Raw genomic sequence first — 25558 nt, forward strand, 5'->3', positions numbered from 1 at the left:
TGCCGCAACTAATCATCCCGGTCGACGGTATTGAAGAAGAAACCGCTTCAATATCAAATACTTGGAAGAGTGTCCGAGCGGTTTAAGGAACCGGTCTTGAAAACCGGCGTGCGGGAAACCGTACCGTGGGTTCGAATCCCACCTCTTCCGCCATTTCGCCGCAGATTGTGCGACAAACTGCGATTGCTGCGAATGGGATCATCATGTCATCTCGCCGACGCGCAAATCAAAAGTGCTCGTCAAGAAACGCCGCCGCTTCGTCCGAGATACCGACTACCTTGTTCGTCGCCTGACGATAGAGTTTAAAATTTTGCTCGGTTCCCGGCTGGCCATCATTCCATTCATTGAGAGGCTTTAGCTCGCTCCGCCCCAGCGGCCTTTTTACGAGCGCGGTGCATCTAATGGTGAGGCTCACGCGCGGCGTTTGCCGGGCGACGCCGCGCTTCTTTGCAATCGCCTCGGCATAAGTCACGATGCCACGCGCGCAAAGGCCTCGTCCGCCCTCGTTCTCGCTCGCGAATACGAAAACTACGTCACCTTTGACGATCTGTTTGCCGCCGTACATCGTTTTCTGTGCGGTGAACGAGAAACTTTTAGCCCGTGGATCGCCAACCTCAGCCTTGATCGCGAACGCCATGACCCTCCCTCCCGACTGCCCAAAGGGCATCATAGTGCTATAGCGTAGACATAGTGCCATCGTCATCGGGCGTCGCCCGCCACTTTGCCGAGGCAGCCGTGTCTGCGACCGGCTTATCGCAGATCGCCGCCCTTTTCACGCCATGAAACGCCTTCGCCGGCGATCGACTGTTGCCGATCCGAATCAATCGTGGTGTCGATGTAATCCGCAAGCCCGTCGAGCAGGACGCGTGTTTTGAGTGGCAAATACCGAGCGCTTGGATAGAGGGCAACGATCGGCGCTTCGCCACCATCCCAACCTGGCAGTACACGCTCAAGCAGGCCTGTGGTGAGGTCCCCGGCAATATCGACTTCCGATTTCAACATGATGCCAAGGCCGTCCCGCGCCCAGCCGTGCACGACATCGCCGTCATCGGCGCGTAGCCGTGCATGGGCCGCAATATTTGCTGTGGCGCCATCGGGCCCGTGCAGGTACCAGGGTTCGCTGGCGGCGCCATAGCGCAGGAAAGCGTGCGCCTTTGAATCGCCCGGCGTGAGCGGCCGGCCAACGCGATCGAGATAAGCGGGCGCCGCAACCAGGATGCGCCGATTGTCGGCGAGCTTTCGCATCATGGCCGAACTGTCAGCGAGGGCGCCGATGCGGATCGCGACATCAAAGCCGTCGCCTACGATATCGACCACACGGTCGTCGAGTTCCAGCGCGACGGTAAGGCCGGGGTAGCGCTCGGCAAGTCGTCCAAGGGCCGGCGCCACGAAGCGCCGGCCGAAAGCGATCGGCGCACTGACGCGCAAGGTTCCGACCGGCTCGTTGCGACCGCCAGCCAATCGGCCTTCCGCCGCCTCCAGGGTTTCGAGAGCCCGCACAACATCGGCCAGCAGCCGAGCGCCTTCGTCTGTCGCGCTCAGTGACCGGGTGGTACGATGTATCAGCCGAACGCCGACGCGGCTTTCGAGTGTCCCGAGCCGCTTGCTGACCACGGCCAGCGTGACGCCAAGGCGCAATGCTGCAGCCGTCAGGCTGCCCTCCGCCAGGATAGCGCGAAACGTATTTAGCTCGTTGAGGTCGTCGAGCATCAATTATCAATCCAAAGTCGACAAACAATCGTCTATAAATAACATTATCATCTATGGCACGATAGTCCATATCTGGCTCATGACGAATGTAGCCATTCTCACCACCAATCGAACGCTTCTCGGTAGCGGCCTTGCCGCAATCGCCGCGTTCGCGATCTCCGCTCCCGGCAATGCCCGATCGAAGCCCGCCGTGTGGTTCGCTCGCAAGGATGAGATCGCGACATGGGCAGCCGAGCACCGCGCGATCACTCCCATTTATGACCTCGGCGCTGGCCGTCAGCGGGTTGCCCCGCTCAGCCGCCTGATCCCGAACGAAAGGATTTGACCATGACTCTCTCCCTGAAAGATAAACGCGTCCTCGTCGTCGGCGCCACCGGCGGGATTGGTGCCGCGACGGCCGAAGCTTTTGCCGCGACCGGTGCTTCCGTCTTCGCCGCTGGCCGGCCCGGTCCCAAGCTCGAAGCCCTCGCCACCCGCATCGCGGCCCAGCCCGTCGCGCTCGACACTCTCGACAACTCCGCCATCGAAGTCTTCTTCGGCGAGGCGCAGCCGTTCGACCACCTGGTGATCGCCGCGGCGGCAACCCGGAGCGGTCCCGTTGGTGGGCTGTCGCTCGACGACGCCAAGGCCTCCATGGAAAGCAAGTTCTGGGGCGGCTATCGCATCGCGCGGGCCGCCAGAATCGCGGATAGCGGTTCGATCACCTTCGTCTCGGGATTTCTCTCACGGCGTCCGAGTGCGAGTTCGGTGCTGCAGGGGGCAATCAATGCGGCCTTGGAAGCGCTCGGACGCGGCCTGGCGTTGGAACGGGCCCCGGTCCGGGTCAACACAGTGTCGCCCGGCCTGATCGACACGCCGCTCTGGGGCGGCATGGAAAAGGCCGACCGCGCAGCCATGTTCGCCCGCACGGCCGAACGGCTGCCCGTGCGTCGCGTCGGCCAGCCGGAGGACATCGCGCAGGCGATCCTGTTCGTCGCGACCAATCCCTTCGCCACCGGTACCACGGTCACAGTCGATGGTGGCGCCACCATCGCCTGAGACAAGCGGTGCTCGCCCCAACTCGGAAACACGACCGCTTCACCACTGCGCCGACCGCTATCCTCGACGAACGCGTGTGTCGCGGGGACGACAATGCCGCCAACCCCTGAAAGAGAAAATGTCATGCGCAAATTTCCAGTCGCAGCCGCCATCCTCGGAATGCTGCTCTCGGTGCCAGTCGATGCCGCGGAGCTGAAGATCGACGATCTCACCGTTGGAAGGACCGTCTCGAACGAACAAAACCAGGCGACAGTGACGGCAGCGAAAACCTTCTATCAATTCTGGAACACCGGCGACGAAGCCGCCCTCAAGGCAGCGATTGCGTCGACCTTCACCGACCGCACGCTGCCGCCCGGCCGTCCCCAAGGACCGGAAGGCCCGGCGTTCGCCTCGAAAAAATTCCGCTCAGCGGTCCCCGATCTCCGCGTCGAGGTGAAGAAAATGATCGTCACAGATGAGTTTGTTACGGTTCATATGGAGTTCAGAGGTCATTTCACCGGCACCTTCGGCACAGTGAAGGGCCAAGGACAGGCGATCGACTTCATCGCGACCGATCTGCTCAAGGTGACCGATGGGCGGATTACGGACAACTGGCACATTGAGGACAATCTGACACTGCTCTCGCAAATGGGCGTCGCGACCGTAACGCAGTAATGGTTGCGCGAACCTGAAAGCCCCTACCGTGTGGGAGCGCTTTCGAATGGTGCATCAAGTTGCGCGAGCAGCGGTCCATTCCTGACGGCGATGATATCATCATCGGCCAGATGCGGCATTAGAGGGCTATAGCGTAGACGTAGTGCTCTTCATCATCGCGCGGGGCCCGCCATTTCGCCGACTTTACGCCATGGTGCGACATTCTTCGCGATAGATCCTCGACCACCGCCGATAGAGCCACAGAGGCGATATGTGAGGATGTCATACATGGCTTATGAGAACCCTCGGATCGGCAGCAAGCGCCCCCAGACGGACGCTTAAATGAGCATTTCGAGCCGCCGAAAGCGGCCATTTGTTCAGCGCGATCTTTCCCGTTTCTCTGTCTCCCCGCGAAGATTTGGGGGGAAGCCGAAGTTGCGCTCGGTCGCGTGTATGAGGAACGCGGCGGCTTTCTCGCTCCCGGTCCGCAGTCGGGAAAGTTGCCTTGGCGGTGAAGGCGTTAAGGCGGCGATCGAGCCGCTTCCAAATAGGCGTTGCACATCATCATGAGCTGACCTTGGACGGCGCGTTCCTCGTCTGGAGGCAAGTTGCGCTCGAACACGTTGCGGACCGTGCCGAAAACGGTGGCTAGCAGCGTCAGGTTGACGGTCGACAGCTCGGCAAAGGTCGCATCGGAAGCGGTTCCTAACATCGCAGCGGTCGCGGCATCGACACGGGTGGCGAAGGCTGCGATCAGCGCCTCGTTGTCAATCTCCACAACGGAGCGATAGAGCGCGCGTGTCACCTCCGGCCGCTCCGTCTTGGCGTGCCAGTAGGTCGTCACCAGCGCCTCGACCATCCGCTTGATGGCAGCGCCGTGCTGCACCAGGCACGCAGCCTCTATTTTGGCCGCCAGTGCGTCGAGATAGCGTTCGTTGAGCGCATAGAACAGCGCCTGCTTGTGCGGGAAATACTGGTACAGCGTGCCCACCGACACGCCCGCCCGCTGCGCGACGCGCGTGGTCGTCAATCGGTGCGGTCCATCGCTCACCAAAACCTGAATGGTCGCCTCGAACATGACGTCCAGCGTCACCGTCGCTCGTGCCTGACGCGGCATTTTCCGGGGGTTTAGGTGGGACGGCCGCGCCGAAGCCATAAGCGAATCCTCAAACCAATCGATTTTTTATACATTGGAGTGCCACCAAAACGAACACCACAAGGACTGAACACATGGCCGACACTTCCCGCATCGCGCTCGTCACCGGCGCGAACAAAGGCATCGGACTGGAAATTGCTCGCCAACTTGCTCAAGCGGGTGTCACCGTTATCATCGGCGCTCGCGATCCCGATCGCGCCAGCTCGGCCGTGAGCGGGCTATTGGAAGCTGGCCTGTCGGTTCGATCCGTTACCCTCGACCTCAACGATCATGCGGGCATCGCTGCGGCGGCCGAAACTATTCGCGCCGAATATGGTCGGCTCGATATCCTCGTGAACAACGCCGGCATCGTCGATGCCGAGGACGGGCCGCCGACCAGCGGCTCAGCGGAGGCCGCGCGGCGAACCATGGACACCAACTTCGTCGGCACGTTGGCTGTGACGCAGGCGATGCTGCCGCTACTGCGCCTGTCGTCGGCCGCCCGTATTGTGAACCTATCCAGCTCGCTAGGTTCGCTCGCGCTCAACGGCGATCCAGCCTCGCCCTACTATTCAGCCCGGCTGATCGGCTACAATGCCTCCAAGGCGGCGCTGAACATGCTGACTGTGCAGCTTGCCGAGGAACTGCGCGACACGCCCCATGTCATCAACTCGGTTAGCCCCGGCTTTGTGAAGACCGACCTGACCGGGGGCAACGGCTTCATGACGCCCCAGGAGGGCGCGAAGCTGCCGGTCAAATACGCGCTGCTAGGTGGAGATGCGGTCTCCGGCCGCTTCGTTGAAGCAAGCGGCGAGACGCCTTGGTAAGCTTTCGCGTAGGACGCCCTGCCCGCATGACGGACGAGAGAGACGAGAGCGGACGGCCGGCAATTCACCAGCCCGGCCCTTCAGGACATGGATAAAATGGCCAAACTGCTAATGAACCGTGGCAATTGGCCTCGGAAGTCTCGCCGTGCGGCGGCAGGGGGATACAGCTTAGACATCATCACAATCGGGCGCGGCCGCCACTTCGCCGATGTTCAATCAGAGGCATTGTCGAGATGGTTTGCCCCACACCCTCACAGCCAGTCGAGCTATCCCGAGCGCTGTCCTCTGGCCAGTTTGGTCATCAATTTGCGCTTCGAAGACGCCAATGCGGCACGGCAAGCAGTCAAGATACCAGCTTCCGCATGCGCAGGTAGTTCAGATACTTCGCATCGGATTCCTCGAAGATCTCCTCGCCCTCGGCCATGTAGGCGCGCAAGAGCGGGTCGGTGCTCTCCTCCTGATGCCCAAGATCGTAAAGGCATGTGCCTATGCCTAACTGAACAAAGCCGTTGGCATGGCCATCGCTGCTCGCTGCCGCCCGCTGGAAGGAGGAGAGCGCGGACTCCATATCGCCTTGCTGCCTTTGGGCGTCGCCTATAGAAGCATAGAGCCAAAGCGCCGCATCCCATTTGTGGTGCGGCTCCGGTAGCAAACGGATGGCCGACTGCCAGCACCGGATCGCACCTGTCTCGTTGCCGGCATCAAGCAGGTCATTGCCCTGCTCGGACAACTCCGTTACGCGCTCATGAATGTCGTCCGCCAGTTCTTCCTGTTCAACACTCATTCTGCAAAGCCTTGTCTATCGATTTATCGGATATCTCTGTGGCGGGCGACGAAAGATACCCTGCTCTATACGTACCCGACCGTCGCGTCCGCGGCCATCGTCTTCAATCCTGTTGAATGAAATTGCGCGTTAGACCAGAAACCCAAGCCCACGAAGCCTTTTCTCCAGCGCGGCCATCGTTTCCTCCGGCGACCTTCCGACGGTCTCCAAGCGGACCTCGGGTTTTTCCGGGGCTTCGTAGGGGGAATCGATGCCCGTGAAGTTCTTGAGCATCCCATTTAGCGCCTTGGCATAGAGACCTTTTGGATCGCGGCGGGCACACTCTTCGAATGGCGTATCGACGAAAACCTCGACAAATTCGCCTGGCTGCAACATCTCCCGCGCCATCTGTCGCTCTGCACGAAATGGAGAAATAAACGACACCAGGACGATGAGGCCAGCATCGGCCATCAGCCGCGCGACCTCGGCAACACGCCGGATATTCTCGACCCGGTCCTCGTCCGTAAATCCCAGATCGCGGTTGAGCCCATGACGCACGTTGTCGCCATCCAGGAGATAGGTATGGTAGCCGGCAAAATGCAGCTTTTTTTCGAGCAAATTGGCAATTTCCGACTTGCCCGCACCGGACAGGCCAGTGAACCACAGGACGACCGGCTGTTGATACTTTGCCGCCGCGCGCTGCGTCTTGTCGATATCGAGAGACTGCCACTGGATATTCCCAGCGCGCCGCAACGGATTGAGGATCGTTCCTGCAGCCACGGTGGCATTCGTCATCCGGTCGACGAGGACGAAGGCACCGGTGATGCGATTGACCGCGAAAGTGTCGAACGCGATGCGCGACTGTACCGAAATATTGGCCACGCCTAGCGCGTTGCGCTCAAGCGTCTTTGTCGCCTCATGGGCAAAGCTGTCTACGTTGATGCGGCATTGCAGATCCGTCACCGTGGCGTTGACCTGCTCAACCTCCGTCCGCAGGATATAAGATCGACCGGGTAACAACGGCTGCTCATCGAACCAGACGAGATTGGCGGCGAACTGGTCAGAGACATGCGGATGCGCGGAGGGCGACACAAGCATATTGCCGCGCGATACCTCTACCTCGTCCTCGAGCACGATCGTGATCGCCTGGCCTTCGATGGCGCGCGTAAGATCTCCCTCGTCAGTGAGGATGCGCTTCACCCGTGTCAATTTGCCGGATTTGGCGATGGCGACGACGTCGCCCTGCTTTACCGATCCGGAAGCCACTGTGCCGGCAAAGCCGCGCAAATCGAAATCGGAACGGCTGACATACTGCACCGGGAAACGAAATGGCGCGTCGGCAGTTGCCTCCCCGATCGATACGGTCTCGAGCTGCTCCAGCAAGGTCGGACCCACATACCAGGGTGTCCGGTTCGATCGCCGCACGACGTTGTCGCCGTGGCGCGCCGAAACAGGGATCGCCTCGATTGTCTCGAAACCGAGTTCAGCAACAAACCTGCGATACTCTTCCTCGATACGTCGGAATACGTTGCCATCAAATGCGACAAGATCGCATTTGTTTACCGCCAGAATGACGTGGTTGATGCCGAGCAGCGAGGCGATGACCGAATGGCGGCGCGTCTGGGACAGTATCCCCTGGCTTGCATCGACAACGACGACCGCCAGATCGGAAGTCGAGGCGCCCGCCGCCATGTTGCGCGTGAATTGAGCGCGACCCGGTGCATCGGAGGCGATAAATTTTCGCTTCGATGTTGAAAAGAACCGATGACCGGGATCATTGTCAGACACCAGGGATCCCTTGGCTTCATGCGCATTGGCGAGCGGCGAAAAATCGGTGTCTTCATTGTTGGAAGATGCGTACAAACGGCTTTGACTTTCGGACGCAGGTTCGTGTGCAATCACGCTGTCATCGTCCAGAAGCCGGCCAATTAGTGTGGACTTGCCGCCATCGATCGATCCACACGTCAGAAACCGCAGTTGCGGCTTCTGCGTCCGCGCGGTAGCGATCGCGCTTTTTTCGTCAGCGGCAGGCTTGCCTCGGGACCTGTTCAAATGGGGGCGCATGCCTGTCAAAATAACCCGCTTATGACTTTGTGTTCATCCGCAAATGCGCGTCCGAATCAAGTTAGAGAAGGGGCTTCCCTTCAGTTATCGCAGGCGGCAGCTGATAGTTTGCCGCGCTTGAACACCTACATTCTAAGGAGCAGGCTCTGCTCAGGTACCGACAACGTGAAGTTGACATCTGCTTCGCTAAGGATTCGTAGGTCACCGTTTCAGATAATGTCATTAGTCTTTGGAATTTCAAGTTGGCAGCCAATTAAAAAACCAAAAGACAGTTCTTTAGATACCAATCCGGATCCACCTGCGAAATACACTTAGGATTGCAATAAGCGTGAGAAAATCGGCAGAATAACAGGCAGCGGCCTGACACTTCTGAATTGCGGCAATAAATATGTTAGCGCCGCATTCAGGCGTTGAAGTTTTCAACGCCTGAAAAAGATGAGGATAAGGGTGACAGCCGCTCGTGACGTCAACCTGATGTCAACAAAGCCCTATCAATCAACCCCGCGCCAAACTTTTTACCGGCGGCTGATACCCTTGGCCGCTGACAACGCTGCGCGTACGGGACCCGTGGCGCGCCATGTCCGGCTTTCGGTGACAGCTCTGAAATCGGCTTCGGCCTTTTCAGCGCGAGCTTGTTCGGTGGAAACCGAAATTTGCAGTTTGGCGGCTTTGCTTTCGGCGCGCTCTGCCTGCACGCGCAATCCGGATGCTTCATTCGAGAGCCGAGCGGATTCTTGCACCAACGCGGCCACTTCGCTCTTGAGGCGGGACACTTCGCTCTGCAGACCTTCGGATCCCCCCTTCAACCCGGCTGCTTCGCTTGCAGAACGACCCGCCTCATCAGAAACCCGCGAAAGCTCCGCACGAACTCGAGCCAGTTCGCGCCGCAGCGCAAGCATGTCCACTTCGTCATGCCGCAGCGACGCCGGCCCACGGTGCAGCGTCGGTGAAGTCTCCCGTTTGGTCCCCTCCTCACCGCCGACACGCACCTTAGCAGGATCGGCTATTCGCTCGTGGGCCGAATATGCGAGCTCTGGCGTCACCTCCGGCGGGAGGACAGGCTGGAGCGCTCTGAAGAGGTATTGCTTGTCCTCGATTATTTTCGGGAAAGCTAGAAAATGGATCGGTATCTCGGCTCTTGCGGCGCGCCAGATCAAGTCGTGGAACGACACAGCCAGCAGGCGTGCCTGATCGAGGGGATTGACCGAATAGACTACACCGCCAGGTGTCGTTCCCCAAACTTCCCAACTTTGGTCCAGCTCTGCCATCCAGGGAGCCGACTCGTGCATCGCCCGCATTTCTAGGACTGTGCGGCTGGTCGCAGCTTCCACGAGATCGCGAACAGGAATCAAAATTGCGTCCACGGCGATATGCGGGTTAGCCAGGATTTGTTCAAAATACTGACCGATCCACGGAGACTTCACCACATAGGGCAGGTTCTCTCCGGTTCCGCTGACGATTTCTTCCAAGCCGGCATTTGCCGTGTCGTCCCACATTACCTGGCCATCTCTGCTGCGCGAGAGAGTGGTATCGAGCCCGAGTTCTGTTAGATAGCGCACCAGAAAACTGGTGCCTGCACGCCCGGTGCCAGCAATCAGAAGATGACGCTTTGGCGATTGGTATGAGCCCGCCGCTGGATCGGCTTTAGTTTCGTTCAATCTATTACATCCTTTATTGCGCTGATGTAGCGCTGAAAACAAACGGCAGCCGTATTACGCGGATGGCTGCATGAGACAGGGCACTCACCCGTTCATAAGTTTGACGTGGCACCAATGTTTTGCCAATTCACGATTTGCGCGAGATATTACGAACGCCTGACAAATTCAATCGTTGGGGAATTGTCAGTTCTCAGCTCCGCGTTAAGCGGAGAAAAAAACGCATTTCCGAAAAATAATTTTTGCACAGCTGCTGGGCTGAAGGCGGAGATAGGTGGATGTTGTGGTGACAAAACGTGCTGGGATGTTCTGAAACGGGACAAGGTGTGCTGGATCGGCACAATTTCTTTCACAGTCCGCTCAGGCAGTCGCATTTTGGTACAATGGCGTAAAACCTATAGATATCAGTGGGATGCCGGCGTTGGGGGCTGCTTTCGGCCGTCACTTCGTCTTTTCCCATATATTTCGATTTTCGTTCAAATTTGCGTCGATTTTTATTCGAGTTTTATTACTGTTTGTCTTTTGTTTTATTCTATTAAGTCCTTAATTTGACTACGTAATTTTGCGTGGGGTAAAAACGTCTGTGGCAATGTCGTCTCCATAACGGGGACGAAAAAAATGATAACATCCTTGCTGCGCAGAGCCGCCACGGCCGCCGTCATGACACTCAGCCTGATTGGCTTTGCTGAGGCGACACCGGCGACCATGGGGATTACCGGAAATGCTGCTCCGCCGATCGGCCACTACGAATTCTGCCGCGACAATCCGAGCGAGTGCGCTTATGCTGGCGGCGACGCCGGTCCTGCAATTCTCAGCGAAGACCGCTGGAAGACGATCCTCAAGATCAACTACACCGTCAATACGACGATCAAGCCGATGACCGACATGGAACTCTACGGCGTCGAGGAAAAATGGGCGATCCCCACTTGGGCCGGCGATTGCGAGGACTACGCGCTGCTGAAGCGCAAGGAGCTCATCGCTGCCGGGTTCTCGCCGTCGGACACGCTGATGACAGTGGTTCTGCAGCCAAACGGCGAAGGCCATGCCGTGCTGACAGTGCGCACCGACCATGGCGATTTCATTCTCGACAACATGCGCAACAAGGTCATGCTCTGGTCGGATACGGAATACACATATCTGAAGCGCGTTTCGGTCGAAAATCCTTCACGCTGGGTCAAGATCCAGGATGGCCGCGCAGTTGCCGTCGGCAGCGTGAAATAAGCTTTTGCATAACCGGTCGCCAGCGCGTCGCTGTCGTCCGTCTAGCCCGGTCCGTCCCCGTACTCGTCATTGACCGGCGCTTCGAGCCGTTCCCGCTGTCCCGGGAACGGCTCTTTTTTGTTTCCAGCCAATGCAGCCGGCGATTAACCCGACGTTAACCATGATGGCGCCAACTGGGTCGTATCGAGACTCATTCGTATTGTTGCCGGGGCACAAAGCTGCCGGCGGATAAACGAAGGCAAGATCCATGGCCGCCGCCTCCCCGTCGAATACTACCGTGGATAACCACCTACCGCTCGTGAGTGGCGGCGTGGCGTGGCGATTGTTTTTCCTGCTGGCTTTGCTGGTCGTCCTGACGATAGCCATTGCCGTCGGTGGACACTGGATCGGCAGACGGATTTCACTCGCCGGCCACACCACCAGCACACAGACTTTTGCGATCACCATCGGCGAAGACAGCCTGAGGCTGGCGGCAAATACCATCCGCTTCCCGAGCGAACGCATCGATGGCGTCACCGAGCGTGTCGATCTCTATCTGACGTTTCCCGAGATGCAGGGATACAGCGACGCCAACAGTCAGAATTTCAACGATATTTCCCGCTCGTCCTCGCTGGTCTTCCTGCAGCTGACGCAAGGGACGATGTCACGCGACATGTCCGGACGACTGGAGCCGATCTACGCGCATTTGATCGAGGGCGCCCCATTTTCGGGACCGAACGGACTGACGGCCCATCGGCTTCGGTCCGACGCCGGATATGCCGGCGAGACCCTGCTGACAGCACCGCGGCTCGGCAAGCCGGACTATGTCGTCCGTTGTCTGCTGCCGTCTTCGCCTGACAAAGCCACCAGCGCAGATTGCCAGAGAGACGTCAAAATCGGTAACGATCTCAGTCTTCTCTACCGCTTTTCCAGCCGCCTTTTGGGCGACTGGGATCATATTGATGCCGCACTTCAGCAGTTTGTGGAAATGCGCCTGACCCAATCCGCAACACCAACGGCTGCCCTTCCCTGAGACGTCGCAAAAGCAGCCAAATCCCGCAACGAACTGTTCATCATAAACCGATTGGTAACGCTACGCCCCTATTATTGCCCGCAACGGGCGCTCTGGGGAGGTTGCGGCCGGATCGTTGGAATTAAAATGCAAGTGAAGAGTGAAATAGTGCCCAGGTCAATTTTCAGAGCATCGTCGTCCCGTACCCGTCGGTCTGTCACCAAGATTTGCCTCGGTTTCGCCATGATGGTCTCCGTCATTGCCGTCGCATCGCCGTCAAACGCTGCAAAATATGCTGGGATCGTCGTCGATGCGAAGACGGGCAACGTGCTCTATAGCGAGGATGCTGATTCTCTGCGCTATCCGGCGTCTCTGACCAAGATGATGACCCTCTATCTCACCTTCGAAGCGCTTGAATCGGGCCGTATCAAGCTTGACACCCAGATACCTTTCTCTGCGCTTGCCTCAGCCCAGGCACCCACCAAACTCGGCGTTCGTCCCGGCGGCACGATCACCGTCGAACAGGGAATCCTCTCGCTCGTGACGCTGTCGGCCAACGACGCTGCAATGGCGCTTGGCGAATATATCGGCGGCTCCGAGGAGAAATTCGCCGCGCTGATGAACAACAAGGCGCGCGCGCTCGGCATGACGCGCACGACCTACCGCAATCCGAATGGCCTGCCCAACACCGCGCAGATGACCACGGCGCGTGACCAGGCCCGGCTCGGCATCGCCCTTCGCGAGCATTTTCCCCAGTATTACGGCTACTTCTCGACACGCTCCTTCACGTTTGGCAGGCGCGTGATCGCCAATCACAATCGCCTGGTCGGTTCGGTTCGGGGCGTTGACGGCATCAAGACGGGTTACACACGGGCTGCCGGGTTTAATCTGGTGACGTCTGCAGAGCTCGAAGGTCGCTCTATCGTCGGCGTCGTGCTCGGTGGCGCCTCTACCCCTGCCCGCGACAACCAGATGCGCAAGCTCGTTGCTACGTATCTGCCAAAGGCATCGCTGCATGCAGACGCCGGCAAGGCTGTGGCGCAGGTCGCCCAGGTGGCCCCGGAGCGTCCGGCCTTCCAGGCACAGGCGCCTTTGAAACCGAATGTCGCCGCTGCCGCAGCCCGTATGGCCGCTATGGGCGATGTTCGCCCGCCGGCAAGTGTGCCCACGCCGTCCGGCCGTGACCCGTCGTCCAGCGTCGCGGCATTCGCCGCAGTCACGCCGACATCGTCCAATCCGCTCGTTGCGACCAAGCCACACAACAAGAATGTACCGCCAAACGACGTCGCCTCGATCGTGCCGGCCTACGCCCAGTCGTCCAGCGACAGCGATGACGTCGACAGCGTCGTGACTGCATCCACCCGCCCGGCCAAGGCCAATCCACTGGATGACAAGGGACCCCGCGGGTGGGTAATCCAGGTCGGCGTTTCTCCCAGCAAGGAGATGGCAAGCGATCTCCTCGACAGCGCCAAGAGCAAGGGCGGCAAGTCGCTGCGCTCTGCAAAGGCCTACACGGTGGCTTTCGGGAGTGGCAACTCTCTCGTCTACCGCGCCCGCTTCGGCGGCTTCGAAGACCAGCGTGAAGCCACCAACGCCTGCAGCGTCCTCAAGCGCTCCGGTATCAAATGCTGGGCGAGCCTGCAGTAGGCCGTCTTGCGATGTACTGGCCGATGCCGCGTTCCAGCATCGGTTCTTCGAATAGACGCGTAATGTTCGTTCGACCCTGAATTTGTAATGTGTACGGGGAATTTAAAATGGCAGTGAACGAGAACAGTCCGGATATCTCGGTCGGGGGGGGCAAGGGCAGGCCGAAAGCCTACGCGCTGCACCCTCTCCACGAGGCGGCAATGCGGATCGCCGAAATCGGGCGCGGCCGCTCCCGGTCTAAAACCAAAGACCTGATCGGTGTACTGTTGTGCCATGGCGCGCGCGCCTGGCGCTATTCGCAGCCCGAAGCACGCATCCATCTGCATGTCTCGACCATCAACAGACAGGCGCCAGTGCTGATGCGGCTTCGCTAATTCAGAGAAGACCGAGTTCGATGAGTTCGCGGCGAAGCTCCGCGGGCATCTCGGCAACGTCAGCACCGAGGCTGTGCAGGTCGCGCGGAACGTCTTCCTCGGTTAGGTAGCGCCAGCCCTGGAAAGGCCGGCGCGGTTGGCTGGTGGTCTCGATGACTTCCGGACCGAGGATAAGCCTGCAGCGCGAAATACCCTCCCCGTCGGTAAAGCTGACGACATCCAGGAGCTTCTGGCGGGCCTGGACCTGGCCCTTGATCACCCAGTATAGCGAACCACCGTCCACTAGCTCCGCAATGCGTTTCGGCACCATCCGGGTCGTGTGCACGCTGTGCGGTTCGAGACCGGCGGCAAGCGCGGTCAGCGAGCTCTCGGCAACCCATTCGCGCAAGTCATCGATAGAATCGGCGCCGACGCAGAGTTTGATCATATGCAAAGCCATGCGGCCGTTTCAAATCCTTTTGGCCGGCAGCGTCAAGCCTTTCCGGACGGCATCCACAAGCTCAGCACTCGACCACGTTGACGGCCAGTCCGCCTGTGGAGGTTTCCTTGTATTTCTCGCTCATGTCGTAGCCTGTCTGGCGCATGGTCTCGATACAGGCGTCGAGCGGGACGAAGTGCTGCCCATCGCCCTTCAGCGCCAGCGAAGCGGCGGTCACCGCCTTCACCGCACCCAGCGCGTTGCGCTCGATGCAGGGCACCTGCACGAGGCCCGCAATCGGGTCGCAGGTCATGCCGAGGTGGTGCTCCAGGGCAATCTCGGCGGCGTTCTCGATCTGCTCCGGCGAGCCTCCCATGACGGCAGCAAGCCCCGCTGCGGCCATCGCCGCTGCCGACCCCACCTCGCCCTGACAGCCCACCTCGGCGCCGGAAATCGACGCATTGTGCTTGATGATGCCGCCGATGGCCGCTGCCGTCAGCAGATAGTCGCGGATACCGCGCTCGTCGGCATCGTCGTGGAAATGGGTGTAGTAGCGGATCGTTGCCGGGATGACGCCGGCAGCACCGTTGGTGGGGGCCGTGACGACGCGGCCGCCGGACGCATTCTCCTCGTTGACAGCCATCGCGTAGACGCTGAGCCAGTCGTTGGCGAGCAGCGGATTGATGCGGTTGCTCCGCCATTCCTCTTCGAGCTTGGTGTGGATGGTGCGCGCCCGACGACGGACGTTGAGCCCGCCGGGCATAATGCCCTCGCCCTTGAGGCCGCGGTCGATACAGCTGCTCATGGCCGCCCAGAGCTTGTCGAGCCCGGCATCGAGCTCGGCCGTGGTCATCTTGGTTTCCTCGTTGGCGCGCTTCATCTGGGCAATTGACAGGCCGGAGCGTTGGGCCATCTCGAGCATCTGCTTGGCGCTGGCAAAGGGAAACGGGATCTTTTCGCCGGAAACGGGCTTCGCTTTATTGGCCCGCATCTGCGCAAGTTCCGTATCGGTCACAACGAAGCCGCCGCCGACGGAATAATAAATGCGCCTGACGAGCAGCCGGTCGTCCTTGTCGAATGCCGAGAAGCTCATGCCGTTGGCATGGCCGGGCAGCGGCGTCTTCTTGTCAAACACCAGGTCGGTCTTGGGCTGGAAGCCGTAGGTCGGGTGGCCGGGGGGCGATATCTGGCCACTGCGCTCCACCTCGGCAATGATGCCGTCCATACGATCCGGATCGACCGTGTCCGGCTGTTCGCCGGTAAGGCCGAGGACGACGGCGCGGCCGGTGCCGTGGCCGATGCCGGTAAAAGCCAGCGAGCCGTGCAGGCTGACCTTTATCTGCGCCACATGGACATTCGAGGACGGGCGCGGCCATTCGCTCGACAGCAGGAGGTCGAGAAACAGGTTGGCTGCCGACATGGGTCCCATCGTGTGCGAACTCGATGGACCGACACCGATCTTGAAGACGTCGAAGACGGAGAGAAACATGAAAACCTGCAGATAGGAGGAACGGCTGCAACGAAGCTATGTCAACGACATCACGGGCCACGGCGACCCACCGACATCGGATGGGATGACAGCGACATTACGACACTGCGGCCATGGTTCAAAGATAAGATGCGCGCAGCACTCCTTCAACATTGCACTTGCGGCCGTCATGGCTAGTGTCGGGGCTTGAACAGCCCTGGGGACCCGCTTGATGTCGACCGCCGATTTTGCCGCCTTGGCACTTTTCATCTTTCTCTGGATAGCCCTCAACTGGATCACCAGCAGTTCGAGGTTCTTCAACCGCATCAGCCTGACGCAGGCGATGATCGAGCGCCGGCGCGAATGGATCTACAATTCGCTGCGCCGCGACCTGAAGATGATCGATACCCAGATCCTTGCAGGCCTGCAGAACGGAACCGGATTTTTCGCCTCGACCTCCATCTTCGCGATCGGCGGCTGTTTTGCGCTGCTCGGCGCCACCGACAAGGTCAATGCCTTCTTTGCCGACCTGCCCTATGTCTTCAACGGCAGTCGGACCACCTTCGAATTGAAGGTCGCCGGCCTCGCTGGCCTGTTCGGCTATGCCTTCTTCAAGTTCGGTTGGGCATACCGCCTGTTCAACTATTGCACGATCCTCTACGGCGCCATCCCGATGATGGGCGATGTCGACAAGGACCCGGCATTGACGCGCCGCGCCGCCGAGCGCGTCATCCACATGAACATCATCGCGGCCCGCAATTTCAACGCCGGCCTGCGGGCGATCTTTCTCTCCATAGGTTATCTCGGCTGGTTCGTCAGTCCCTATGTGTTCATGGTCACCACCCTTTTCATCATCGTCGTCCTCATACGCCGCCAATTCTTCTCCGACGCTCGGCTTGCCATCATGGATATCGATGTGCCTTGAAATCGCCGCGCTTGTCCTATTTCCGGGAACATCTTCTGCTGCGGCCGATGAACACTGTTTCCCGGAAAGGATGAGTTGATGGCTGCTGTCGCCGAGAGCATCGACGAACCGCGCAAGCCCCCGCGTATCGGCCTGCTCGACACGTTGCGCGGCATCGCCCTGCTGGCCATGGCGAGCTATCACTGCACCTGGGACTTCGAGTTCTTCGGATATCTCGATCCAGGCACGGCCGAAACAGGTTGGTTGAAGATATACGCCCGCGTCATCGCAAGCACCTTCCTCTTCATGGCCGGCGTCAGCCTTGTCCTCGCAAACCGGCCGGCCATCCGTTGGCAACCTTTCTGGAAAAGGCTGGCGATGATCGCGGTGGCGGCGATTGCCATCTCGGTCGTGACGCGGTTCGCCATGCCGGACGAGTGGATCTATTTCGGCATCCTCCACAGCATCGCAGCACTCAGCCTCATCGGCATCGGCTTTCTGTGCCTGCCGACAGCCTTTATCTGGCTGGCCACAGCAGTGCTGGGAGTAGGCTGGGTCGTCAATGTCTTCGTCATGCCGGGTGCGCTTGGCTCGGACCTGTTCAACCCTCGCTACCTTGCCTGGCTCGGCTTTGCGACGATGCCGGTGCGCTCAAACGACTTCGTGCCGCTATTTCCTTGGGCGCTGGCCTTCTTTGCCGGCTTCAGCGCAGCCACTCTCGCCCTGCGCACCAGTCTGCCGCAGCGGCTGGCATCATTGGGTACCGGCAACAGCCTACTGGCGAAAGGCGGGCGCCACAGCCTGCTCTTTTATCTGCTGCACCAGCCCATCCTGTTCGGTCTCGTCTATCTTCTGTCGCTGGTCGCACCGGCGCCAAAGCCGGATCCAGCTGTCGGCTACCTCCGCCAATGCCAGGCCACCTGCACCCAGTCAGCAGGCGAAGCACTGTGCCGCAGCTTTTGCCAATGCACACTCACCCGGATGAAATCACAAAGTCTGTTCGAGCCACTCCAGTCTGGCGCAATCCAGGCAGATCAGAATGATCAAATACAGAGAATCGCAGTACAGTGTACGGAACAAGCGCAGTGACGGGAGTATTCTATGAATGCCTATCGTGCCAAGCCGCTCAGCTTTCCCTGGCCTCCGTTCATCTATGGGCTTGCCATTATCACGGCGATCGTTGCTGACGCGGTCATCCAGATACCCATACCCGGACTTCGATCTTCCTATTTCTGGACGCTCGGGGCCGCTCTTACACTCATAGCCGTCTGGCTGGACCTTTGGGCGATGAAAACGTTGCTTGACCGAAGAGCCACGGTCATGCCCCATCGTCGCTCGGTTCACCTGATGACGACAGGACCGTTTCGCTATACGCGCAACCCGATATACCTTGGTTATACGCTGGTCACGGTCGGGTCGGCGTTGCTGACCGGCAACCCATGGCTACTGGTCGCAGCCCTCGCCGCGACAGTCGCCACCGACTACGGTGCGATCAGACATGAGGAACTGCACCTGCTGTCCCGGTTCGGCTGCGAGTTCGAATTCTACTGCCGCCATACGCGACGCTGGCTTTAGCCGTAAGACTGCCGCGCCTCAGGTTCCGACACCGATTTCAGCCAGTCGGCCTATGCAGGCCTCCTCGACATGGTCGAGTTCGGTCAACGTATCCTCGATGTCCTTGCGCTTCTGCCGCAAATCGTCCCGCTTTTCAGCAATCCTCTTCATCAGAAGCTTGAGCTGGCCGATCTCGCCGGGCGGTTCGCGGTAGACCATGATGATCTCGCGAATCTCGGCAATCGTGAAGCCAATCCTTCGGCCTCGCAGGATTTCGGCAATAAGCCGCCGGTCAGCCTGGCGAAACAGCCTCGTGCGGCCGCGCCGCTCCGGATGGATCAGCCCTTCGTCCTCGTAGAAACGTAGCGTTCGGGTGGAAACGCCGAACTCGCGTGTCAATTCGGTGATGCTGTAAAATTTGTCGACCGGCAATGAATCTCGCCTCCGGGGCTGAAGCAATGGCTCTTACGTAAAAGTCAATTCTAGCCAATGTCGCCCGGCCCGGCAATCGATCAATGGCGCCGCTCAGTGAATGACAAACCACCATGTTGCGATGCCGAGAAATGCGAAATAGCCGGTGCAGTCGGTAACCGTGGTAACGAAGGCCGACGAAGCGATGGCGGGATCGGCGCCCATCCGGTTCAGCAGCAACGGCAGCAGGATACCGCCAAGCGCCGCCGCGACAAGGTTGATGACCATCGCGGCACCGACGACCACGCCAAGCTGGAGATCGTGAAACCAGAAGGTGGCGATCGCTCCCATGAGGATGGCGAACACGATGCCGTTGAGCAACCCGACGGTCGCCTCCCTGCGGATGATCCGTGCCGCATTGTAGATATCGAGATCGCCAGTCGCCAATGCGCGTACGGTCACCGTCATCGTCTGCGTACCGGCGTTGCCACCCATGGAAGCGATGATCGGCATCAGCACGGCGAGCGCGATCATCTTCTCTATGGAAGCGTCGAAGACACTGATGATGCTGGACGACAGGATCGCCGTCAGCAGGTTGACGGCAAGCCAGAGAAAGCGCGACCGCACCGTCGAAGCAACGCTATCCGACAGTTCTTCATCGCCGACGCCGCCGAGCCGCTTGATATCCTCGTCCGCTTCCTCGTTGATGACGTCGACGACGTCGTCGATGGTCAGCACGCCGACTAACCGACCGTTATCATCGACCACAGCGGCAGACAGCAGGTCGTACTGCTCAAAAAGACGGGCAGCCTCTTCCTGGTCCATCTCTGCCGAAATCGGATGCGTGGTCTCGCGCATGATGTCTTCGATCTTCGTCTGGCGTTTGCTGCGCAGGATGCGATCGAGCGCAAGCCCTCCGAGTAGCTTGAAGGTCGGATCGATGACGAAGATTTGCGAGAAGTCTTCCGGCAACCCCTCTTCCTCGCGCAGATAGTCGAGCGTCTGGCCGACTGTCCAGAAAGGCGGCACTGCCACGAACTCCGTCTGCATGCGGCGACCCGCCGAGCTTTCCGGATAATCCAGCGCCCGCCGCAAACGAACACGTTCGGTGAAAGGCATCTGCGACAGGATTTCGTCGCGATCCTGCTTGTCGAGGTCCTCCAGGATATAGACAGCGTCGTCCGAATCGAGCCCGCCGATACCGGCAGCAATCCGCTCGTTAGGCAGGTGATCGACGATCTCGCGGCGGATCGCCTCGTCGACCTGCGTCAGCGCCGTCATATCGAAATCGTCACCGAGCAACCCGACAAGCGCCAGCCGTAGGTCGGAGTTCAGCGCCTCGAGAAGATCGCCAAGCTCGGATTCGTGCAGACGCACGACATTGCGGTGCAGAAAACCCGTATCGCCGGCATCGATCGCATGGCTTACCTGCGTCAGAAAATCGGCACGTACATTGCCGTCTTCGTCGTAGATGTCGAAGTGCCCGGTGTGGCTCCCGGCGCGAACGCGTTCGTCTGTGTCAGTCGTCGTCATCCGCGCCTCGCATTTTGCCGCATTCAGCACACCGAGTGAGAATGGCTGGATAAAATCCAATGTCAACAAGCGGATAGCCATGAATTCCGGTGGGATGGGAAGCTTGACACAGCCATTCGTTCAACAGTCTAACCGCTACGCCACAGTTTTAAAAAAAGTGACCCATGACCCCTCTTGCCATTCTTCGCTATCCAGATGCCCGCCTGAAGGTCGCCTGTGCCCCGGTGGTTGCCTTCGATGACGATCTTCGCCGGCTGTCGTCGGATCTGCTGCAGACGATGCGGGCAGCACCCGGGGTCGGAATAACGGGCGCCCATGTCGGCATCCTGAAGCGCGTCGTGGTGATCGAACTGCAGCCGGGAGACACCATCCGGACCCTCATCAATCCCGAGATCGTCTGGTCATCCACCGAAACGGCGCGCCATCTGGAAGGCAGTGTCTGCATGCCGGGTGCAACAGAGGAAGTCGTTCGGCCCTCCAGCATCCGCTACACCTACCGCGACATCGACGGTGCGCACCACGAGGATACCGCCGACGGCTTCCTTGCGGCCTGTATCCAGCATGAGATCGACCAGCTCGACGGCATCTTCTGGCTGCAGCGTCTGTCGAAGCTGAAAAGGGACCGGCTTGTCAAAAAATGGGAAAAAGGTGAAAGCGCCCGACGCGATTGAACCAAGCGCGCTTCAAGCCGTTGTGGGACTGAAACGACGCAAGGAGTTCGATCATGGGTGGTATTAAGAAAGACACGACACGCGAGGAAGACTACCGCGACTACGAAGAGCGCGACCTGAAGGAAGGCTGGCCCTATGACGACGATGCCGGCGCCTCGTCCGAGCCATCAGAGAATCGCCCTTATGGCGAGACGGACGCCAACTTCGATGAAGGCAGCAACAAAAGCTTCACCGTCGCGCGCACCGACGCCGACGGCCAGCAGGAGCGCCAGTCCAATTCCCTGACATCGACGACCCGAGACCTTGTCGAATCGGACGATATCGAGGAGCGGGTGATGGATGCGCTCAGCGACGTCGAGGGTGCCAGCCCCGAAATGATCGACGTGCGCTCGGAAGGCACAGTTATCATCCTTGAGGGTGAGGTCGACGATGCAGCAACGGCGCGCCAGCTTGGACGCATCGCCCGCTCAATCTCCGGTGTGACCGCCGTTCGCAACCTCATCCAGATCATCGGCGTCGACGCAAACATCCCCGACGACGACTGATAACAATAGGATAGACGCAAGAACGGGCGCCCCAACGGCGCCCGTTTTCGTTTGCGTCAAAGTATGAAATCAGCCTTTGAGCTTTGAATTGCAAAGGCTGTAATAACCGCCGCCCTTCTGGATCCACTTGACGCCGGCCAGCGCGTTCTTGGCCTTGGCATCGTGGTAGGCATCGACGCAAGTGTGGAAGCGGGCCTTGCCGGCAGTTTCGGACGCATATTTCGGCGAAACGGCAGTGGGCAGGCTCAGGCCGGCAGGCGCTGCCATAGTCGGCTTGGCCGGCTCCTTGGCTGGGGGCGCCGTGGCGTCCGGCTCGTCTGCTGCCTTTGTTGCAGTCGGCTTGGCGGCCATTGTGTTGGCCTTGGTTGGCGCAGCGGCAGTGGTTGCTGCCGGCGCTGCGGCGGCAGGCGCTGCAGCGGCATCGGCGCCGCACTGGGCGGTACGGTAATCGTTCCACTTCATGCCGTTCAACGTCCCTGCGGCCTGCGCCGCCTTGTACTTAACGCTGCACTCTTTCATCGTCAGGGCCGACGCGGGCGTGATCAAGGTCAGCGAGCCAAGCAGGGCGAAAGAGGCGAAAGATGTGAGTAAGAGTGTACGGCTGGTCATTCCAAGTCCTCACTTTGATGGTTGGGTCAGTATCGATCCCGCGATTCCCCGTCTTGCGTTGCGCAGGGAGCCGCTGAAAGAAGAGACTATTTCAGCGAAGGTGAACGCAGGATGACGAAAAGGCCAGGCCTCATTTCAAGGGACTAGAAGAGAGGCGGTCGGGATTATGGCGTGCACCAGCTGAAACACCACTCCGCACAGAACGATGAACGCGAGGCCCATGGGCATCAGCAAATTGTTGTTCAGCATGCATGGCTCCCCCCGATACTTGGTTCAAGCATAGTCTACTATCAAGGACTGGCAAGCCCGATATTAATGTTTGGTTAAGCTTGATGCAGCGCCCAGCAACACAATAATATCAACATAATCGAAGCATATCAGGGCTTGTCTTCAACAGTCGGACCAAACACTGCCTCGAATGACTGTCGCAGGTTGACGTCGACGTCTGCCATGGTGACGGGCAGTCCGAGATCGACAAGGCTGGTGACGCCGTAGCCTGCGATGCCGCAAGGCACTATACCCGTGAAATGCTCCAGATCCGGCTCAACGTTCAGCGACAGGCCATGGAACGTCACCCATTTGCGCAGACGGATACCGAGCGCTGCGACCTTATCCTCCGCCATCGATCCATCTGGCAAAGGCGGCCGTTCTGGACGCCGCACCCAGACACCGACCCTGTCCTCGCGCCGCTCGCCACGCACGTTCATCGTCTCCAGCGTGCCGATGATGACCTCTTCCAGCGCTGCCACGAATGCACGGACGTCCTGGCGCCGGCGCTTCAGGTCCAGCATGACGTAGACGACGCGCTGGCCTGGACCGTGATAGGTGTATTCGCCGCCTCGCCCGGTCGCAAAAACCGGAAACCGGTCCGGCTGGATCAGGTCGGCCGAATGGGCGCTCGTGCCGCCGGTATAGAGTGGCGGATGTTCGACCAGCCATACGAGCTCGTCGCTGCGCCCCTCGGCAATGTCAGCCACTTCCCGTTCCATGGTCGCCACGGCATCGGTGTAGTCCACCAGGCCGTCAGCGACACGCCAGCGCACCGGAGGCGAACCAGGGGCCGGAATCATCGAAATCTCAAGATCCTTGCGCAACATCGCCGTCTGACTTCCCTGCAACAATTTATGTGAGACCGCCGGCAATAGCTGCAGCCGTTATTATGGCGTTATATGGATGGTTTAGAGGGTAAATTCAAACGCTTGTCACAGCATGTGAAAAAATCGGTGATAACGCCCTTGTGCCCCTCAAAGCCTTTTGCTACATGCAGCGCGCCGGAGCAATTCGGCACCTACCACGATGCGGTCGTGGCGGAATTGGTAGACGCGCAGCGTTGAGGTCGCTGTGGGGCAACCCGTGGAAGTTCGAGTCTTCTCGACCGCACCATCTCTTCTCGCAGGCTTTATGCAGCGGAACGAAGAGCTCTCTTTAAAGTCGAAAACGACTTTCGCTTCGGCGAGCCGCCGGGGCAGCCGCAAGATGTTATTGTTATCCCTGCTTCTCATAGTTGCTCTTGCCTGCGCATTTCGCCTGTGATTGATGTCACGACGAAAACCGCAGAGCACCCAATGTCCCCAGCTGATTCTTCCTTTCAAAATCCGTTGCGCGGAATGCTGATCATGGCAGGCGCGATGGTCGTGCTTCCGGTCATGGATGCGATTGCCAAGTATATGGCGACGTTTGAGGGGATGTCGCCGGGACAAGTGACTTTTTACCGCTTCTTCTTCCAGCTCGTCTGTACCCTGCCGCTGCTTCTGGCCGGCGGATCTGTCTTTTCCACCAGGCGCCCGTGGATGAACCTTTTGCGCGGCGTCCTGCATGGAGCGGCAAGCCTGCTGTTCTTCGTGGCTGTCAAATACATGCCGCTTGCCGATGTCTTCGCCATCTATTTCGTCGAGCCATTCATCCTGGTCTGCCTGTCGGCAGTCTTCCTCGGCGACAGGGTCGGCTGGCGGCGGTGGCTGGCGATCGTCGTCGGTTTCGGCGGCGCGATGATCGTCATCCAGCCAAGCTTCGAGATCTTCGGCCTGAAAGCGCTGTTGCCCGTCGCCTGCGCGTTTCTCTACGCCATCTACCTGTTCATGAACCGCGCCATCGGTGAAGCCGATTCGCCCTTGGCAATGCAGACCATGGCCGGTATCGGCGGTACCGTCTTCATGGCCGGGGCCCTGTTCGTCGGCAATGCCGCCGGCGCGGAGGACTTCTCCCTGTCGTTGCCCGGATCCACCCTCGGCCTCCTGCTGCTCCTCATCCTCGGCTCGATTTCCGGCTACGCTCATATTCTGGTTGTCAGGGCATTTCGTCTGGCGCCGCTCTCGCTGCTGGCGCCGTTTCAGTATTTCGAAATCATTTCGGCAACGGTGCTCGGCTACGCGCTTTTCGGCGACTTTCCGAACCTCTCCAAATGGATCGGTATTGCCATCATCGTCGGCTCCGGATTGTTCATCATCTGGCGCGAGCGGGTTAACTCGCGATTGTTAAAAACAGCGGTATTCGCTGACTAGGACATTAACCGCGATCCTTGAGGCTTTCTCAACCGGAGGGCGGTAAAGAATTTCCCAGTTTCATGAAGAAACGGGAGATAAAAGATGAGCGAGTTCCGTCTCTCTTTTCCGGCTTGGCTTCTTGCCGGAAAGAGTCGGCTTTCGGCCGAAGATGTACTGACATTGCGTAGGATTAGCTTTCCGGATGGCATCCGGGCGTCTGAAGACGCGGCTCTCCTCATGTCGATCCACAATTCCATCCCCGAGAAATGCGACGAATGGCATGGCTTCTTCATAGGAGGGCTGGCCGATTTCATCGTCAATCACAGCTATCCCCAGGGTTCGCTGGATGATGCGAACGCGGCCTGGCTGATACAGGCGCTGTCCAGCGATGGCGTTGTCCACGCACCGAGCGAATTCGAGGTGCTGATGCAGGTCATCGATATCTCGGCAAACGTGCCGCCTGCGCTCGGCGCCTTCGCGATCGACCAGCTGAGATACGCCCTGGCTGCCGGCACCGGCGCCTATTGCGAGCTTCGCAGCATCGATAGCAGGGGCATTACCCGCCACGACGTCGAGTTTGTCCGGCATGTGCTCAGACACTCGATAGACCCGTCTGGCATCGTCCTTTCGGCTGTCGAGATCGAGGCTCTCGACCGTGTTGAGCTGGCAGCGGATCCGCATGCAAACCATCCCGACTGGACCAGGTTGCGACAGGCAGTCCGGGCGAAGCGCAGTGAAAATACCCCGCGCATCCGCTGGCTCCGCGTGTCGGACGATATGCTGGCAGAGGGCAACACCGAGGCTGCCGCCTGAGCTTGGTAGACTCCGGCTGGGCAATTTGCCCGCCGGATGTTTTACAGCATTGAACCGCTTGCGGATTTGCGATTAGAACAGTCGATACTCA

The 25558-nt window shown here is 59.4% G+C and carries 27 protein-coding genes and 2 tRNA genes; 17 read left to right on the forward strand and 12 right to left on the reverse strand.

The window, feature by feature from the left end; genetic code table 11:
* Positions 1-63: 63 nt before the first annotated feature.
* Positions 64-153: transfer RNA gene (locus J5274_RS12960), tRNA-Ser, on the forward strand.
* Between the two features lie 73 nt (positions 154-226).
* Here the strand turns inward: J5274_RS12960 and J5274_RS12965 are convergent.
* Both J5274_RS12965 and J5274_RS12970 read right to left on the reverse strand, forming a co-directional pair.
* Positions 227-637, reverse strand: coding sequence for a hypothetical protein (locus J5274_RS12965; protein ID WP_142822735.1), 411 nt, complete (start codon positions 635-637; stop codon positions 227-229).
* Positions 638-750: 113 nt separating this feature from the next.
* Positions 751-1710 (reverse strand): LysR family transcriptional regulator, encoded by a 960-nt coding sequence (locus tag J5274_RS12970; protein ID WP_219274625.1) that lies wholly within the window; start codon positions 1708-1710, stop codon positions 751-753.
* Between the two features lie 79 nt (positions 1711-1789).
* Here J5274_RS12970 and J5274_RS12975 point away from each other — a divergent pair, with 79 nt between their 5' ends.
* The 3 genes from J5274_RS12975 to J5274_RS12985 all read left to right on the forward strand — a co-directional run bounded on the left by J5274_RS12975 (position 1790) and on the right by J5274_RS12985 (position 3402).
* A complete protein-coding gene (locus tag J5274_RS12975) occupies positions 1790-2035 on the forward strand; it encodes a hypothetical protein (protein WP_142822737.1) in 246 nt (81 codons plus the stop codon).
* A gap of 2 nt (positions 2036-2037) precedes the next feature.
* A complete protein-coding gene (locus tag J5274_RS12980) occupies positions 2038-2748 on the forward strand; it encodes an SDR family oxidoreductase (RefSeq protein WP_142829059.1) in 711 nt (236 codons plus the stop codon).
* A 123-nt stretch (positions 2749-2871) separates the two neighbouring features.
* Positions 2872-3402, forward strand: coding sequence for an ester cyclase (locus tag J5274_RS12985; RefSeq protein ID WP_202617103.1), 531 nt, complete (start codon positions 2872-2874; stop codon positions 3400-3402).
* 499 nt (positions 3403-3901) lie between these two features.
* On the opposite strand, the gene J5274_RS12990 is transcribed toward J5274_RS12985, so the two are convergent.
* Complete coding sequence (locus J5274_RS12990; protein ID WP_224127681.1) at positions 3902-4474, reverse strand: TetR/AcrR family transcriptional regulator; 573 nt, start codon at positions 4472-4474, stop codon at positions 3902-3904.
* Between the two features lie 137 nt (positions 4475-4611).
* On the opposite strand from J5274_RS12990, the gene J5274_RS12995 reads away from it, so the two are divergent.
* The gene (locus J5274_RS12995; RefSeq protein WP_142822740.1) at positions 4612-5343 is read left to right on the forward strand and encodes an SDR family oxidoreductase; all 732 of its coding nucleotides are present in this window, start codon (positions 4612-4614) and stop codon (positions 5341-5343) included.
* A 343-nt stretch (positions 5344-5686) separates the two neighbouring features.
* On the opposite strand, the gene J5274_RS13000 is transcribed toward J5274_RS12995, so the two are convergent.
* From J5274_RS13000 to J5274_RS13010, 3 genes are all read right to left on the reverse strand, one after another.
* Positions 5687-6127 carry a tetratricopeptide repeat protein gene (locus tag J5274_RS13000; RefSeq protein ID WP_142822741.1) on the reverse strand — a complete coding sequence of 147 codons (441 nt, stop codon included), beginning with the start codon at positions 6125-6127 and terminating at the stop codon, positions 5687-5689.
* Positions 6128-6256: 129 nt separating this feature from the next.
* The gene (gene cysC / locus J5274_RS13005) at positions 6257-8158 is read right to left on the reverse strand and encodes an adenylyl-sulfate kinase (protein WP_374113722.1); all 1902 of its coding nucleotides are present in this window, start codon (positions 8156-8158) and stop codon (positions 6257-6259) included.
* Positions 8159-8685: 527 nt separating this feature from the next.
* A complete protein-coding gene (locus J5274_RS13010) occupies positions 8686-9828 on the reverse strand; it encodes a hypothetical protein (protein ID WP_142822743.1) in 1143 nt (380 codons plus the stop codon).
* 657 nt (positions 9829-10485) lie between these two features.
* On the opposite strand from J5274_RS13010, the gene J5274_RS13015 reads away from it, so the two are divergent.
* The 4 genes from J5274_RS13015 to J5274_RS13030 all read left to right on the forward strand — a co-directional run bounded on the left by J5274_RS13015 (position 10486) and on the right by J5274_RS13030 (position 14058).
* Entirely contained in the window at positions 10486-11046 is a 561-nt protein-coding gene (locus J5274_RS13015) for a transglutaminase-like cysteine peptidase (protein WP_374108282.1), read from the forward strand.
* A gap of 247 nt (positions 11047-11293) precedes the next feature.
* On the forward strand, positions 11294-12058 hold the full coding sequence (locus J5274_RS13020; RefSeq protein WP_142822744.1) for a hypothetical protein: 765 nt from the start codon (positions 11294-11296) through the stop codon (positions 12056-12058).
* A 126-nt stretch (positions 12059-12184) separates the two neighbouring features.
* Complete coding sequence (locus tag J5274_RS13025; protein ID WP_142822745.1) at positions 12185-13684, forward strand: D-alanyl-D-alanine carboxypeptidase; 1500 nt, start codon at positions 12185-12187, stop codon at positions 13682-13684.
* Positions 13685-13791: 107 nt separating this feature from the next.
* Complete coding sequence (locus J5274_RS13030) at positions 13792-14058, forward strand: hypothetical protein (RefSeq protein ID WP_142822746.1); 267 nt, start codon at positions 13792-13794, stop codon at positions 14056-14058.
* Between the two features lies 1 nt (position 14059).
* On the opposite strand, the gene J5274_RS13035 is transcribed toward J5274_RS13030, so the two are convergent.
* A complete protein-coding gene (locus tag J5274_RS13035; RefSeq protein WP_142822747.1) occupies positions 14060-14497 on the reverse strand; it encodes a DUF1489 family protein in 438 nt (145 codons plus the stop codon).
* Positions 14498-14558: 61 nt separating this feature from the next.
* The gene (locus J5274_RS13040; protein ID WP_142822748.1) at positions 14559-15965 is read right to left on the reverse strand and encodes an L-serine ammonia-lyase; all 1407 of its coding nucleotides are present in this window, start codon (positions 15963-15965) and stop codon (positions 14559-14561) included.
* Between the two features lie 211 nt (positions 15966-16176).
* On the opposite strand from J5274_RS13040, the gene J5274_RS13045 reads away from it, so the two are divergent.
* From J5274_RS13045 to J5274_RS13055, 3 genes are all read left to right on the forward strand, one after another.
* The gene (locus J5274_RS13045) at positions 16177-16869 is read left to right on the forward strand and encodes a DUF599 domain-containing protein (RefSeq protein WP_111221941.1); all 693 of its coding nucleotides are present in this window, start codon (positions 16177-16179) and stop codon (positions 16867-16869) included.
* Positions 16870-16947: 78 nt separating this feature from the next.
* Positions 16948-17937 (forward strand): heparan-alpha-glucosaminide N-acetyltransferase, encoded by a 990-nt coding sequence (locus J5274_RS13050; RefSeq protein WP_142822749.1) that lies wholly within the window; start codon positions 16948-16950, stop codon positions 17935-17937.
* 12 nt (positions 17938-17949) lie between these two features.
* Positions 17950-18423, forward strand: coding sequence for an isoprenylcysteine carboxylmethyltransferase family protein (locus J5274_RS13055; protein WP_142822750.1), 474 nt, complete (start codon positions 17950-17952; stop codon positions 18421-18423).
* A gap of 18 nt (positions 18424-18441) precedes the next feature.
* Here J5274_RS13055 and J5274_RS13060 read toward each other — a convergent pair whose 3' ends face one another.
* Positions 18442-18834, reverse strand: coding sequence for a MerR family DNA-binding transcriptional regulator (locus J5274_RS13060; protein WP_142822751.1), 393 nt, complete (start codon positions 18832-18834; stop codon positions 18442-18444).
* Between the two features lie 93 nt (positions 18835-18927).
* Positions 18928-20346 (reverse strand): magnesium transporter, encoded by a 1419-nt coding sequence (gene mgtE / locus J5274_RS13065; protein ID WP_142822752.1) that lies wholly within the window; start codon positions 20344-20346, stop codon positions 18928-18930.
* 164 nt (positions 20347-20510) lie between these two features.
* On the opposite strand from mgtE, the gene J5274_RS13070 reads away from it, so the two are divergent.
* Together J5274_RS13070 and J5274_RS13075 are read left to right on the forward strand one after the other, a co-directional pair.
* The gene (locus J5274_RS13070) at positions 20511-21017 is read left to right on the forward strand and encodes a peptide deformylase (RefSeq protein WP_219274627.1); all 507 of its coding nucleotides are present in this window, start codon (positions 20511-20513) and stop codon (positions 21015-21017) included.
* 53 nt (positions 21018-21070) lie between these two features.
* The gene (locus J5274_RS13075) at positions 21071-21562 is read left to right on the forward strand and encodes a BON domain-containing protein (protein ID WP_142822754.1); all 492 of its coding nucleotides are present in this window, start codon (positions 21071-21073) and stop codon (positions 21560-21562) included.
* A 69-nt stretch (positions 21563-21631) separates the two neighbouring features.
* Here J5274_RS13075 and J5274_RS13080 read toward each other — a convergent pair whose 3' ends face one another.
* Both J5274_RS13080 and lipB read right to left on the reverse strand, forming a co-directional pair.
* The gene (locus J5274_RS13080; protein WP_219274628.1) at positions 21632-22171 is read right to left on the reverse strand and encodes a hypothetical protein; all 540 of its coding nucleotides are present in this window, start codon (positions 22169-22171) and stop codon (positions 21632-21634) included.
* A gap of 377 nt (positions 22172-22548) precedes the next feature.
* Positions 22549-23268, reverse strand: coding sequence for a lipoyl(octanoyl) transferase LipB (gene lipB, locus J5274_RS13085; RefSeq protein WP_219274629.1), 720 nt, complete (start codon positions 23266-23268; stop codon positions 22549-22551).
* A 201-nt stretch (positions 23269-23469) separates the two neighbouring features.
* Between lipB and J5274_RS13090 the strand changes: the two genes are divergently transcribed.
* The 3 genes from J5274_RS13090 to J5274_RS13100 all read left to right on the forward strand — a co-directional run bounded on the left by J5274_RS13090 (position 23470) and on the right by J5274_RS13100 (position 25467).
* Positions 23470-23554, forward strand: a tRNA-Leu gene (locus J5274_RS13090).
* 182 nt (positions 23555-23736) lie between these two features.
* Entirely contained in the window at positions 23737-24672 is a 936-nt protein-coding gene (locus J5274_RS13095) for a DMT family transporter (RefSeq protein ID WP_219274630.1), read from the forward strand.
* Positions 24673-24756: 84 nt separating this feature from the next.
* Positions 24757-25467, forward strand: a complete 711-nt coding sequence (locus tag J5274_RS13100) for a hypothetical protein (RefSeq protein ID WP_219274631.1) — start codon at positions 24757-24759, stop codon at positions 25465-25467.
* Positions 25468-25558 lie beyond the last annotated feature (91 nt).

It is taken from the genome of Rhizobium sp. L51/94, assembly GCF_019355555.1.
GTDB lineage: Bacteria > Pseudomonadota > Alphaproteobacteria > Rhizobiales > Rhizobiaceae > Rhizobium > Rhizobium rhododendri.